The sequence below is a fragment of the Microbacterium sp. NIBRBAC000506063 genome, from assembly GCF_017968845.1.
Taxonomy (GTDB): Bacteria; Actinomycetota; Actinomycetes; order Actinomycetales; family Microbacteriaceae; genus Microbacterium.
Genome location: NZ_CP072876.1, coordinates 326,408 through 338,656, shown reverse-complemented (window position 1 = coordinate 338,656; position 12,249 = coordinate 326,408). Strand labels below are relative to the sequence as shown.

Annotated in this window: 12 protein-coding genes and 4 pseudogenes; 12 read left to right on the top strand and 4 right to left on the bottom strand. The window is 70.4% G+C overall.

Annotation, left to right across the window (positions count from 1 at the left end):
• Positions 1 to 3 precede the first annotated feature (3 nt).
• The 7 genes from KAE78_RS01915 (at position 4) to KAE78_RS01890 (ending at position 5,671) form a co-directional block, all read left to right on the top strand.
• Positions 4 to 300 carry a winged helix-turn-helix domain-containing protein gene (locus KAE78_RS01915; protein ID WP_223172371.1) on the top strand — a complete coding sequence of 99 codons (297 nt, stop codon included), beginning with the start codon at positions 4 to 6 and terminating at the stop codon, positions 298 to 300.
• Positions 297 to 956, top strand: a complete 660-nt coding sequence (locus tag KAE78_RS01910; protein ID WP_317451825.1) for an ABC transporter ATP-binding protein — start codon at positions 297 to 299, stop codon at positions 954 to 956. Before KAE78_RS01915 ends, KAE78_RS01910 begins: the two co-directional genes overlap by 4 nt.
• Complete coding sequence (locus KAE78_RS18220) at positions 953 to 1,204, top strand: hypothetical protein (RefSeq protein ID WP_317451824.1); 252 nt, start codon at positions 953 to 955, stop codon at positions 1,202 to 1,204. Before KAE78_RS01910 ends, KAE78_RS18220 begins: the two co-directional genes overlap by 4 nt.
• A complete protein-coding gene (locus tag KAE78_RS01905) occupies positions 1,204 to 1,974 on the top strand; it encodes an ABC transporter permease (protein ID WP_223171528.1) in 771 nt (256 codons plus the stop codon). The genes KAE78_RS18220 and KAE78_RS01905 overlap by 1 nt, the downstream gene beginning before the upstream one ends.
• A 40-nt stretch (positions 1,975 to 2,014) precedes the next feature.
• Positions 2,015 to 2,854 (top strand): aldo/keto reductase, encoded by an 840-nt coding sequence (locus tag KAE78_RS01900; RefSeq protein ID WP_223171526.1) that lies wholly within the window; start codon positions 2,015 to 2,017, stop codon positions 2,852 to 2,854.
• A gap of 85 nt (positions 2,855 to 2,939) precedes the next feature.
• Entirely contained in the window at positions 2,940 to 3,554 is a 615-nt protein-coding gene (msuE, locus tag KAE78_RS01895) for an FMN reductase (protein WP_223171524.1), read from the top strand.
• A 26-nt stretch (positions 3,555 to 3,580) separates the two neighbouring features.
• Entirely contained in the window at positions 3,581 to 5,671 is a 2,091-nt protein-coding gene (locus tag KAE78_RS01890; RefSeq protein ID WP_317451823.1) for a thioredoxin domain-containing protein, read from the top strand.
• On the opposite strand, the gene KAE78_RS01880 is transcribed toward KAE78_RS01890, so the two are convergent.
• The 3 genes and pseudogenes from KAE78_RS01880 to KAE78_RS01870 form a co-directional block, all read right to left on the bottom strand.
• A complete protein-coding gene (locus tag KAE78_RS01880) occupies positions 5,640 to 5,912 on the bottom strand; it encodes a hypothetical protein (RefSeq protein WP_223171522.1) in 273 nt (90 codons plus the stop codon). The two genes, KAE78_RS01890 and KAE78_RS01880, sit on opposite strands and share 32 nt — an antisense overlap.
• A gap of 130 nt (positions 5,913 to 6,042) precedes the next feature.
• Positions 6,043 to 6,201, bottom strand: a pseudogene (locus KAE78_RS17130) (dolichyl-phosphate-mannose--protein mannosyltransferase); the annotation flags it as partial.
• A gap of 445 nt (positions 6,202 to 6,646) precedes the next feature.
• Positions 6,647 to 7,066 (bottom strand): annotated as a pseudogene (locus tag KAE78_RS01870) (phospholipid carrier-dependent glycosyltransferase); the annotation flags it as partial.
• 315 nt (positions 7,067 to 7,381) lie between these two features.
• Here KAE78_RS01870 and rsmI point away from each other — a divergent pair.
• The 4 genes and pseudogenes from rsmI to KAE78_RS01850 all read left to right on the top strand — a co-directional run bounded on the left by rsmI (position 7,382) and on the right by KAE78_RS01850 (position 11,118).
• A pseudogene (rsmI, locus tag KAE78_RS01865) lies at positions 7,382 to 8,199 on the top strand (16S rRNA (cytidine(1402)-2'-O)-methyltransferase).
• A gap of 118 nt (positions 8,200 to 8,317) precedes the next feature.
• Positions 8,318 to 8,509: a hypothetical protein gene (locus tag KAE78_RS01860; RefSeq protein ID WP_223171521.1), complete on the top strand. Its 192-nt coding sequence runs from the start codon at positions 8,318 to 8,320 to the stop codon at positions 8,507 to 8,509.
• Positions 8,510 to 8,566: 57 nt separating this feature from the next.
• Positions 8,567 to 10,144, top strand: coding sequence for a methionine--tRNA ligase (metG, locus tag KAE78_RS01855; RefSeq protein WP_223171520.1), 1,578 nt, complete (start codon positions 8,567 to 8,569; stop codon positions 10,142 to 10,144).
• Positions 10,145 to 10,235: 91 nt separating this feature from the next.
• Positions 10,236 to 11,118 (top strand): annotated as a pseudogene (locus KAE78_RS01850) (TatD family hydrolase).
• Between the two features lie 132 nt (positions 11,119 to 11,250).
• Here KAE78_RS01850 and KAE78_RS01845 read toward each other — a convergent pair.
• A complete protein-coding gene (locus KAE78_RS01845) occupies positions 11,251 to 11,787 on the bottom strand; it encodes a GNAT family N-acetyltransferase (protein WP_223171518.1) in 537 nt (178 codons plus the stop codon).
• Between the two features lie 36 nt (positions 11,788 to 11,823).
• Here KAE78_RS01845 and KAE78_RS01840 point away from each other — a divergent pair, with 36 nt between their 5' ends.
• Positions 11,824 to 12,246, top strand: a complete 423-nt coding sequence (locus tag KAE78_RS01840; RefSeq protein WP_223171516.1) for a hypothetical protein — start codon at positions 11,824 to 11,826, stop codon at positions 12,244 to 12,246.
• The last annotated feature ends 3 nt before the right edge of the window (positions 12,247 to 12,249 follow it).

Genomic DNA, 12,249 nt, shown 5'->3' with positions numbered 1-12,249 from the left:
GCCATGGCTGAGCTCGACCCCGTCATCCACGCGCAGGCGCGCCTGCGGATCACCGCCGCACTGGCGACGCTCGTCGCCGACGAGCAGATCTCCTTCCCGCGCTTGCAGGAGCTGCTGGGCATGACCGCGGGCAACCTGTCCACGCACCTGCGCAAGCTCGAGGACGCCGGCTACGTCACGGTCGAGAAGACGTTCGATCGGCGCACCCCCGTCACCTACCTCGCGCTGACGAAGAAGGGCCGTCGCGCCTTCGAGGACTACACCGAGACCCTCCGATCGGTATTGGGAGAGACATCATGACCCTGGCCGCACTGGACCGGGTGAGCCGCCGCTACGGCGAGCAACTCGCCGTCGACGACGTCTCGCTCGAGATCGGCGCGGGATCCATCGTCGGCCTGCTCGGCCCCAACGGCGCAGGCAAGACGACGCTGCTGTCGCTGTTGCAGGGCCTCCGGCGTCCGTCGAGCGGCACCGTCACGCTGCTGGGCGGCAACCCGCTCGACGCGCGCAACCGCCGGGCACTGGGTTCGACCCCGCAGGAGACCGCACTGCCGGAGGCCCTGCGCGTCTCGGAGGTCGTCGACTACGTCGGCGGGCACTTCGGCGACCGGGTCCCGACCGCGCGGCTCGCAGAGGAGTTCGGCCTCACCGAGTTCCTGCGCCGCCAGTGCGGATCGCTCTCGGGAGGGCAGAAGCGACGCGTGGCCGTCGCACTGGCCTTCGTCGGCCGCCCGCGCCTCGTGCTGCTCGACGAGCCGACGACCGGCCTCGACGTCGATGCCCGCCGCGCACTGTGGGCGGCCATCCGCCGCCAGCACGCGGCGGGCACCACGATCGTGGTGACGAGCCACTATCTCGAGGAGATCGAGGCGCTGGCGCAGCGCGTCGTCGTCATGGGCGAGGGCCGTGTGCTCGCGGACGACGCCGTGCACGCCGTCCTCGCGCAGGTGGGGTGAGCCAGGTACAGCTGTCGACGCCGACTCCGGATTCCGCGGCATCCCTCCCCGGTGTCACCCACCGCGAGGCACACGACCGCCGACTCGCGCTCACCGTGACCGACGGCGATGAGTTCGTCCGGGCACTCGTGGCATCCGGGATCGAGTTCTCCGATCTCACCGTGCGGGGTGCCACGCTCGAGGAGGCCTTCCTGACCCTGACCGGCACCGCCGCCGACGCATCGGCACGCACGAGAGAGGACGCCTGATGACCGCCGTCGCGACCCCGTCCGCAGCGAGACTGACCTTCCTGCACGCGAAGTACAACCTGATCGAGACCGCACGCGTGCCGATCGCCCTGATCGGAAGCTTCGTGTTCCCGGCGCTGGCGCTGCTGTTCTTCGTCGTCCCGCAGCGACAGGTCGCAGGCAACGCCGAGTGGGCGACGCAGGCGGTCATCTCGATGGCGGTGTTCGCCGTCATGGTCAATGCACTGTTCAATTTCGGGCTCACCGTCTCCGAGGCCCGCGAGAAGCCGTGGGACCCGTATCTGCGCACCCTCCCCGCACCGGGCATCGTGCGCATCCTCGCGCTCGTGATCGCCGTGGGGCTCATGGGGATCGTCTCGATCGTTCCCGTGATCCTCGTGGGCGGCTTCTTCACCGCCGCCGAGGCGCCGATCCTGCGCATCCTCTTCGGCCTCGTCGCTCTGGCCGTCGCGATGCTGCCGTTCATGCTCATGGGCGCCGCGATCGGCTACTCCCTGCCGTTCAAGGCGGCGATCGCGGTGATCCAGATCGTCATGTTCGGGATGGCGTTCCTGGGCGGTCTGTTCCTGCCGCCGGTGATGTTCGCCGATTGGCTCGACCGCATCTCGACCTTCACCCCGGCTCGCCAGGGCCGAGAGTTCGTCATCTGGGCGGTGCAGGGCGGCACCCTCGACTGGTGGGTGTGGGCGGGCCTGGCCGTATGGACGGTGCTGCTGCTCGCGCTCGCGCTCTGGCTGTTCCGCCGCGACGAAGGGCGCAGATTCCGCTGAGCGACCCCGGGTGTGCGGGAGAATCCGTAGGCTGGACGGCATGACATTGATCCCCTCCCTCACCCTCAATGACGGCCACACCATCCCTGAGCTCGGCTACGGCGTCTTCAAGGTGCCGCCGGCAGACACCGAGCGTGCCGTGAGCCAGGCGCTGGAGATCGGCTACCGCCACATCGACACCGCCTCGATCTACGGCAACGAAGAGGGCGTCGGAGTCGCGATCGCGAAGAGCGGCATCGCCCGCGGCGACCTGTTCATCACGACCAAGCTCTGGAACGACCGTCAGGCCGGCGACGAACCGCATGCGGCGATCCGCGAGAGCCTCGACAAGCTGGGCCTCGACCTCGTCGACCTGTACCTCGTGCACTGGCCGGCGCCGGCGAACGACAACTACGTCCACGCCTGGGAGAAGCTGATCGAGATCCGTGAGGCGGGCCTGACCCGCTCGATCGGCGTCTCCAACCACCTCGTCCCGCACCTGGAGCGCATCGTCGCCGCGACCGGCGTCGTGCCGGCGGTGAACCAGATCGAGCTTCACCCCGCGTATCAGCAGCGCGACGTGGTCGATTGGTCGACGTCGCACAACGTGCGCATCGAGGCGTGGGGCCCGCTCGGTCAGGGCAAGTACGACCTGTTCGGCACGCCCGCGGTCGAGGACGCGGCCGCCGCCCACGAGCGCACGCCCGCGCAGATCGTGCTGCGCTGGCATCTGCAGAAGGGCAACATCATCTTCCCGAAGTCGGTGCAGGAGCACCGGCTGCGCGAGAACATCGACGTCTTCGGGTTCACGCTCGACGAGGACGAGATCGCGGCGATCGATGCGCTGGATCCGCTCGACGGCTCGGGCCGGGTGGGCACGCACCCGAACGACCTGAACTGAGCAGTCGCGTCACACGATGACGCCGCATGACGCCCTGTGTCGCCTCCCGCGATGCAGGGCGTTCTGCGTCGGTAGCGTCGAGAGCATGACTGCTCCTCTCCGCATCGTCGCCGTGTCCGGCTCGCTTCACGAACCGAGCAAGACCACGGCGCTCGTGCGGGCGATCGCGGATGCCGTGGCCGGGCGCGCCCCGGCATCGGTCACCCTGATCGAGCTCACCGACATCGGTCCGGAGCTGGCCGGCGCCCTGCGCCGCGATCAGCTGCCGCCGCGGGTGGAGGCGCTGCTGCAGGAGATCGAGGGCGCCGATCTGCTCATCGTCGGCAGCCCCGTCTACCGGGCGTCCTTCACCGGGCTGTTCAAGCACCTCTTCGACTTCGTCGGACAGTACGCGCTCGTCGGCAGGCCGGTCCTGCTGGCGGCGACCGGCGGCGGAGAGCGGCACGCGCTCATCATCGAGCACCAGCTGCGCCCTCTGTTCGCCTTCTTCCAGGCGCTCACCCTCCCGCTGGGCGTGTACGCCAGCGACACAGACTTCGACGGCTACACCGTCGGCTCGGAGGTGCTGCAGTCGCGGATCGACCTCGCCGCGGAGCGCGCACTGCCGCTCGTCGGCTACGCGAACTCGCGCAAGGCGGATGCAGCCGCGATCGTGCCGGCATCCGCCGCTCCGGGGCAGCCGGATCTTGTGACCCGCTGAGAAGCGGCGGCGGCGTAGCGTGGGGCATGAGCAACCGCCTCGCCCGGGCTCTCAGCCCCTATCTGCGCGCGCACGCCGATAACCCCGTCGACTGGTGGCCGTGGGGTCCGGAGGCCTTCGCGGAGGCGAAGCGCCGTGATGTGCCGCTGCTCGTCTCGATCGGCTACTCCACCTGCCACTGGTGCCATGTGATGGCGCGGGAATCCTTCGCCGACCCCGCCACGGCGGCCCTGGTCAATGAGGGCTTCGTGGCCGTCAAGGTCGACCGCGAGGAGCATCCGGAGGTCGACGCGGCCTTCATGGCCGCGGCCTCCGCCTTCACGCAGAGCCTGGGCTGGCCGCTCCACGTCTTCACGACGCCGTCCGGCCGCACCTTCTTCGCCGGCACGTACTGGCCGCCCGAGGCACGCGCGCCGATGCCGGCGTTCCGCGATGTGCTCGCCGCCGTGCGCGAGGCGTGGACCGAGCGACGCGAGGCGGTGGAGGAATCGGCGGGAGCGGTCGCCGAGGCGCTCGCGCGGGCGGCCGTCCACGAGCCTGGAGACACGCCGACCGCGGAGGCGCTCGCCGCGGCGGCCGGAGAGATCGCCGCGCGCGAGGATCGCCTCTTCGGCGGTTTCGGCGGTGCGCCGAAGTTCCCGGTGGCCACGACCCTGCGCTTCCTGCAGTCTCCGCTCGTGCGCAGGCAGGCGCCGGATGCGGGGGCCTCGGCCGTGCGGGCGCTCGCCGCGATGGCCGGCTCGGAGCTGCGCGACGCGGTCGACGGCGGATTCTTCCGCTACGCCACCCAGCGCGACTGGTCGGTGCCGCACTATGAGCGCATGCTCATCGACAACGCGCAGCTGCTGGATGTGGCGACGGATGCCGGCGACCGCGACACGGCGCAGGGCATCGCCCGCTTCCTCGTCGACGTGCTGCGGCGGCCGGGCGGCGGCTTCGGCGCCGCGCAGGACTCCGAGTCGTGGATCGACGGGGCGCGCGACGAGGGCGGCTACTATCTCCGCGACGCCACGGGGCGCGCAGGGCTCGAGCCGCCGGCCGTGGACGGCAAGGTCATCACCGGCTGGAACGGGCTCGCGATCGCGGCGCTCGCGCGGGCGGGAGCCGTCCACGATGAACCGGCGTGGGTCGAGGCTGCCGCCGCCGCGGCTCGCGACGTGCTGTCGGCGAATCGCGACGCCTCGGGAGCGCTCGTGCGGGCATCCCTGGAGGGGAGGCATCGGATGCCGTCGCCACCCTCGCCGATCTCACGCTCCTCGCGGAAGGGCTGTTCGCCCTCGCTCTCGCGACGGGGGAGGCGTCCTGGGCGGTGTCGGGGCGGAAGCTGCTCGATGATGCGCTCGACGGCGTGGTGGCACTCGATCCGGTGCTCGAGGCCGAGGGCATCGCGCCCTCTCCGGATCACAGCGACGGCGACCTGCCCTCGGGGCCGGCGGCGCTCGCGCTCGCGGCCCTGGCCGCCTGGCGACTGGGCGCGGGGAGCGGTACCGGCGGGAGGCCGAGGCCGTGGTCCGTCGGCACGCGCCGCGCGCGCTCGCACAGCCCTTCGCGCACGGCGCGCTGCTGCGCGCGGCGACCGGGCTCGCGGAGCCTCCGCGGCAGCTCGTGGTCGTGACAGCCGATCGCGAGGGCGCGCTCGCCGAGGCCGCCCGGCGGGCGGACGCCGATGTCGTGGCCGTCGTCACTCGCGACCAGGTGCGGGCCTTCGCCGCGGAAGGGTTCTCGCTGTTCGAGGGGAAGGATGCGGGCGAGGGGCTCGCCTACGACTGCCGGGCGTTCACCTGTCGGCTTCCGGCATCCGATCCGGCGGCGATCTCCGCCGCCCGCTGACGTCGCTCTCAGCCGCCCTGATTGCGCGGGTGCTGTCGCGCGGCCCGCTCATTGCCGCGCCGGTAGTCGCCGGTGAGACGGGCCATCAGCAGTTGGGGGTCTTCGCGTTCGACGCGCTCGAGGAACTCCGCCGCCCGGGCGCCCCGCAGCACGGTGGCGCGGCGGCCGTGGTGCGTGATCACGACCTCGTCACCGCGGCGCTGGTAGTCGAATCCGTGCGGGGAGGGCATCCGGGCATGCTACCAACCGGGTGCCTCAGATCCAGGTCGGCAGCCAGTTGTGGATGAGCCAGAACCGGTAGGGCACCATCATCCCCGTCCACACCGGGTAGAAGAAGGCCGAGAGGAGTACGGCGAAGGCGAGGAAGACGAGCACGGTGCGTTCGCCCGCCTGGCGGCGATGCAGCGGATCCGAGCGCTGCCCGGCGATCCGCCGCAGCACGAGCGACAGACCGAGGGTCAGATACGGCATCATCGCGACCGTGTAGAACTGGAAGATCGTCCGATCCGGGTAGAGCAGCCACGGCACATAGGTCAGCGCGAGGCCGACGAGGGGATCGAGTACCCCAGGGCATCGGATGCCGCAGCACGAGCCCGCGGACGAAGCGGTACAGCAGGTAGACCGCCGCCGCGACCCCGGCGTACCAGATGAGCGGGTTGGGGATCGCCGAGATCACCGCGATGCAGTGGTCGCCGGGCCAGCAGGAGCCGTCGTCCTCGCCGACCCAGATCGCGGTCGGTCGCAGCAGGAGCGGCCACTGCCACGCCGGGCTCTCGTAGGAGTGCCCGCTCGTGAGCCCGACATGGAAGCCGTACATGCCGCGGTGGTAGTTCCAGAGGGCGACGAGCGGGTTGTCGTCGCTGAGACGGTCGTATCCGCCGGAGGTCACGAGCCAGCCCGTCCAGCTGGCGAGGTAGGTGAGCGCGGCGACCGGCACGAGCAGGAGGAAGGTCACCGGCCCCTGGCGGAAGGCGGCATCCGTCGGCCAGAACACGACCCCGGCCCGGCGCCGGGCCAGCGCGTCGGTCACGACGAGGTAGATGCCGAGGCCCGCGAGGGCGTAGAGCCCCGACCATTTCACGGCGGTCGCCGCTCCCAGCGCGACGCCGGCGGCGAGGATCCAGGGGCGGCGCCACAGCACCCGCCCCAGTGCGGCTCGGGATCGTCGGGATCCCGATGTTCCAGAAGCGGAATGGAACCGCGGCGATCTCGGAGCACGAAGTACAGGCCAGCAGCATGAAGAAGCCGAGCGTGCTGTCGAGCAGGGCGATCCGGCTCATCACGATCGCGAGACCGTCGATCGCGAGGAGGCCGGCGGCGACGGTCGCGACCGTGATCGAGCGGCTGACCTCCTGGGCCACGAGGTAGAGCAGCAGCACGGTGGCGGTGCCGAGCAGTGCGGTGGTCAGGCGCCAGCCGGTGCTGGATCCGGGGCCGAGCAGGCCCATGCCCAGCGCGATGATCCACTTGCCCAGCGGCGGATGCACGATGAAGCTGCCCTGCGGATCGAGGGCGCCGGTGTCGCCCTCCAGGAGACGCTCGTTCGCGTCGTCGCCCCAGGTGCCCTCGTAGCCGAGCGTCCACAGCGACCAGGCGTCTTTGACGTAGTAGGTCTCGTCGAAGGCGAGATCGTGCGGGTGGCCGAGGTTCCACAGCCGCAGGATGCCGGCGACGAGCGTCACCAGCAGCGGTGCGAGCCACGCGACCAGGCGGCGCCGCGCGGGATCGAGCAGCACGCGGTCGCGCAGACGCCCCCAGCGGGTGGGACGATCCGACAGGGCGTCGAGCAGGCTCACCGTCCCACCCTATTCCGCTTCGCCTGCCGGTCTCAGAAAACGCGGGTGCCAGACGGGCCAGATCGCATCTTCTGAGACCGCCCGTTCCCGCGGTCTCAAAAGATGCGGGTGTGGGTGGCGTCAGGTCGCACTTTGTGAGACCGCGGAGGGGCTCGGACGCCTTCACCGAGCACGCGCGGCGGGGAGCAATAGGCTGGGCGGGTGCTCATCCTCGCCGCGACCCCGATCGGGAACCTCGCCGACGCCTCCCGCCGCCTCGTCGAGGTGCTCGAGAACGCTTCGGTCGTCGCCGCCGAGGACACCCGGACGACGCAGAGGCTGCTGCGTGGGCTCGGCGTCGAGAACCGTCCGCGCCTGGTCGCGCTCCACGACCACAACGAGAAGGAGCGCGCCGCCGAGCTCGTGGCCCTCGCCGCGGAGCAGGACCTCGTCGTGCTGTCGGATGCCGGAATGCCCACCGTGAGCGACCCCGGCTTCGGTCTCGTGGCCGAGGCCGCCGCCCAGGGCGTGACGGTGACGGCGATCCCCGGCCCGAGCGCGGTGATCACGGCGCTGGCCGTCTCGGGTCTTCCCACCGATCGCTTCACCTTCGAGGGCTTCCTGCCGCGCAAGCCCGGGGAGCGGCGCTCGGCGCTGTCGAGGCTCACGGCAGAGCCGCGCACCATGGTCTTCTTCGAGTCGCCCGCGCGGCTGGCCGCCTCCCTGGGCGACATGGCCGCGGCGTTCGGCGAGGCGCGGCGAGTGGCCGTGTGCCGCGAGCTCACGAAGCTGTACGAGGAGGTGCGCCGAGGCACGGCCGCCGAGCTCGCCGCCTGGGCTGCGGAGGGCGTGCGCGGCGAGATCTGCGTCGTCGTCGAGGGGCGGCGCCGCGGGCAGTCTCTCTCGAGGAAGGCGTGCGGCAGGTGCAGGAGCTCGTGGCATCCGGAAGCCGCCTGAAGGACGCCGCATCCGAGGTGTCCTCCCACACGGGTCTGTCATCTCGTGAGCTCTACCAGGCCGTCCTCGCCTCGCGGGGCTGACCCAGTAGGCTGGAATCACTCGGCAGCTCGAACGAAAGGCGGAGTCTGCGATGACGACTCAGACCACAGCACAGGAGACCGGCAAGGCCCTCTCGCATGGACGGCCGCCGCGGTCGTCGTGGCCGGTTACCTCTGGGGGCTGCTCAGCGAGCACGGTCTGGCACTGTGGGGCCTCGTCGCCTTCCTGGTGGCGACCGTCGTCCTCATCCTCGGGCTTCGTCAGCAGGCCGCGGTCGCGCGCGTCACGTCGATCGTCGTGCTGGTCGGGCTCCTCGCCGGATCGATCGCGGCGGCACTGCTGCTGGGGTAGTCTCCGGCATCCGCTGCCCGCCGTAACGCACCCGCCGGGCGCCCTAGACTTGTCTGCATGCCCGCAGGCGAATCCTTCTACATCACCACGCCCATCTACTACCCGTCCGACGTGCCGCACATCGGCCACGGGTACACGACGGTGGCCGTCGACACGCTCGCACGGTGGCACCGTCAGGCGGGCGATGACTCCTGGATGCTCACCGGCACCGATGAGCACGGCCAGAAGATGCTGCGCGCCGCCGCGGCGAACGGCGTCACGCCGCAGGAGTGGGTCGACAAGCTCGTCAACGAGAGCTGGTTCCCGCTGCTGGAGACGCTCGACGTCGCCAACGACGACTTCATCCGTACGACGCAGGAGCGCCACGAGAAGAACGTCCAGGTCTTCTTCCAGCGCCTGTACGACGCGGGCTACATCTACGCGGGCGAGTACGAGGCGCTGTACTGCGTGGGCTGTGAGGAGTTCAAGCCCGACTCGGAGATCGTCGACGGCACGGGGCCGTTCGAAGGACTGAAGGTCTGCGCGATCCACTCGAAGCCGCTGGAGCTGCTGCAGGAGAAGAACTACTTCTTCAAGCTGAGCGAGTTCCAGGACCGGCTGCTGGAGCTGTACAAGAACGAGCCCGACTTCGTGCGCCCGACCTCCGCGCGCAACGAGGTCGTCTCCTTCGTCTCGCAGGGCCTGAAAGACCTGTCGATCTCGCGCTCGACCTTCGACTGGGGCATCACCGTCCCCTGGGACGAGTCGCACGTCATCTACGTGTGGGTCGACGCGCTGCTCAACTATGCGACGGCGGTCGGCTACGGCGCCGACGAGGAGCAGTTCGCCCGGCGCTGGCCCGGATACCACGTCGTCGGCAAGGACATCCTCCGCTTCCACGCGGTGATCTGGCCGGCGATGCTGATGGCGGCAGGCCTCGACGTGCCCAAGGGCGTCTTCGCGCACGGCTGGCTGCTCGTCGGCGGCGAGAAGATGTCGAAGTCCAAGCTCACCGGCATCGCGCCCACCGAGATCACCGACGTCTTCGGCTCGGACGCCTACCGCTACTACTTCCTCTCGGCGATCGCCTTCGGTCAGGACGGCTCCTTCTCCTGGGAGGACCTCTCGGCCCGCTACCAGGCCGAGCTCGCCAACGGCTTCGGCAACCTCGCCTCGCGCACGATCGCGATGGTGGAGAAGTACTTCGACGGTGCGGTGCCTTCGCCGGGGTCGTACACCGAGGCGGACCTCGCGATCCAGAAGGTCGTGTCGGATGCCGCGAAGGCGGCGGATGCCGCGGTGGAGCAGTTCCGACTGAGCGACGCGATCGACGCGATCTGGACGATCGTGGACGCCCTGAACGGGTACATCACCGAGAACGAGCCCTGGGCGCTGGCGCGCGAGGAGTCGCAGCGCGAGCGTCTGGGCACCGTGCTGTACACCTGTGCCGAGGGCCTGCGCGCGCTCGCGGTGCTGCTGTCGCCGGTCATGCCGCAGTCGACCGGCAAGCTGTGGTCGGCGCTGGGCGTCACGGCATCGCTCGGCGGGCTGCAGGAGCAGCCGCTGCGCGAGGCGGGAAACTGGGGCGTGCTCCCCGTCGGGACGCAGGTGGGTGCCCTAGAGCCGCTCTTCCCACGGGTCGAGCAGACCGTCTAGCTTGCTGCGTCTCGCCTTCGGCTCGCTCAACGACCGGGACGAGATCCTTTCCGGTCGTTGAGCGACGAGCGTAGCGAGGAGTCGAAACGCAGTGACTGACCGTCAACACTATGTGCGCGAGCGCTCCACGATCGGTCGCGACAACATCCGGTACCCTGCCGCGCCCGAACCTCTCGCGGTGCCCGTCTACGACAATCACGCGCATCTGGAGATCGTCGACGGCGATGAGCCGCTCTCGCTGACCGAGCAGCTCGACCGCGCCGCGGCGGTGGGCGTGGTGGGCGTGGTGCAGGCCTCCGGTGACATCGACTCCTCCCGCTGGGCGGTGGATGCCGCGGCATCCGATCCTCGTGTGCTGGCCGCCGTCGCGATCCACCCCAACGACGCGCCGGGCTACGCCGCCGACGGCCAGCTGGAGGAGGCGCTCGCCGTGATCGACGAGCTGGCCGCGCACCCTCGCACGCGGGCGATCGGGGAGACGGGTCTGGACTTCTTCCGCACCGGCCCCGAGGGCGGCCGGCGCAGTTCGCCTCGTTCGAGGCGCATATCGCGCTGGCGAAGAAGCACGGTCTGGCGATGCAGATCCACGACCGCGATGCGCACGAGGCGGTGCTGTCGACGCTCGTCCGGGTGGGGGCGCCGGAGAAGACCGTCTTCCACTGCTTCTCCGGCGACGAGGCGATGGCGCGGGTGTGTGCGGATGCCGGCTACTACCTGTCGTTCGCGGGCAATGTGACCTTCAAGAACGCGCAGAATCTGCGGGATGCGCTGGCGGTGACACCGCTGGACCGGATCCTCGTGGAGACGGATGCGCCCTTCCTCACGCCGGTGCCGCTGCGGGGTCGGCCGAACGCCCCTACCTCGTGCCGATCACGGTGCGCTTCCTTGCGGCCGAGCTCGGCATCGACGTCGACGAGCTGTGCGCGCAGCTGGCGGCGAACACCGTCGAAGTCTACGGCGGCTTCGCCGACTGAGCTCGCGTCCCGTGTCGGGTTGTCACCGGCATCCGCCTCACTCAGAGCGTGGGTTCCCGCCGAAAGCGTCCGTTGCCGACGTCGGTACCCGACGCTCCCGACGGCACCCCACGCTCCCGACGAACTCGGGGATCAGGCCTCGTCCGTGAGGGCGAGACCGTCGATGTCGGGCACCGGGTCGGTGGCGAGCCGTGCGTGCAGCTCGACGTCGAAGCGCTCGTCGCCGTAGGCGAGCTTCTGGCGTTCGATGCCCTCGGCGAGGAAGCCGGCCCGGCGCGCGACGGCGCAGGATGCCGGGTTGTTCACGCGGTGTCCGAGCTCGATGCGGAAGACTCCCTGGGCGAAGGCCCAATCGGATGCCGCGACAAGCGCCCTGGTCGCAAGCCCGCGGCCGCGGGCCGCCCCGGCGAGCCAGTAGAACGCCCACGCCGTCTTGTGGCGGTGCTCGATCGCGGAGAGCCCGACGTTGCCGACCACGGCGTCGTCGTGCACGATCGCCCAGTCGCGCATCGCATCGGTGCTGGTGAGCTGCTCCGCGATGAAGGAGCGCGCGGCGTCGAGCGTGTCGATCATGGCGCCGCCCAGTTGGGTGTCGAGATCGGCGGTGGTGCGGGCGGCATCGAGGAGTGCGGCGGCGTCGGAGTCCCGCCAGAGGCGCAGGTGCGTCATCCGACCATTCTCTCGTCCGCGGCGTAGGCTGACCGCATGGCCGGGTCGACGGGGGTGTCGAGGACGCAGTGGGCGTCGGTGGTGCTCTCGACCATCGCGGTCGCCTGGATGTTCGCGCCGACCTTCCCGATGGTCTGGATGCCCTCACCGGGCGCGACGCTGATCACCTGGCACAGCTGGGCCGATCCGCTGACGCTCGGGCATGCGGTGTTCTCGCCGCTCGTCCTCCTCGCGGCGATCATCGCCGCGGTGGTCGGATGGTTCGGTGTCTTCCGTCGTCGCGCGACGCTCGCGCCGGTGGCGTGCTGTGCCGTTGCGGTCGGGCTCGCCGTCCTTCTGTTCGTGATGGTCGGGGTGCACGTCATGTCGATCGTCCCGATCCTGCTTCTCGTGCTCAGCGGTGCGTTGCAGTGGCGGGCGGTCTCGCAGAGCAGAAGGACGGACCCGGCTCGGGGCTGAGGT

Coding starts and splice junctions, on each gene's coding strand:
- KAE78_RS01915 (WP_223172371.1), top strand. CDS start 4: ATGGCTGAGCTCGACCCCGTCATCCACGCGCAGGCGCGCCTGCGGATC.
- KAE78_RS01910 (WP_317451825.1), top strand. CDS start 297: ATGACCCTGGCCGCACTGGACCGGGTGAGCCGCCGCTACGGCGAGCAA.
- KAE78_RS01905 (WP_223171528.1), top strand. CDS start 1,204: ATGACCGCCGTCGCGACCCCGTCCGCAGCGAGACTGACCTTCCTGCAC.
- KAE78_RS01900 (WP_223171526.1), top strand. CDS start 2,015: ATGACATTGATCCCCTCCCTCACCCTCAATGACGGCCACACCATCCCT.
- msuE (WP_223171524.1), top strand. CDS start 2,940: ATGACTGCTCCTCTCCGCATCGTCGCCGTGTCCGGCTCGCTTCACGAA.
- KAE78_RS01890 (WP_317451823.1), top strand. CDS start 3,581: ATGAGCAACCGCCTCGCCCGGGCTCTCAGCCCCTATCTGCGCGCGCAC.
- metG (WP_223171520.1), top strand. CDS start 8,567: ATGCCCGCAGGCGAATCCTTCTACATCACCACGCCCATCTACTACCCG.
- KAE78_RS01845 (WP_223171518.1), bottom strand. CDS start 11,787: ATGACGCACCTGCGCCTCTGGCGGGACTCCGACGCCGCCGCACTCCTC.
- KAE78_RS01840 (WP_223171516.1), top strand. CDS start 11,824: ATGGCCGGGTCGACGGGGGTGTCGAGGACGCAGTGGGCGTCGGTGGTG.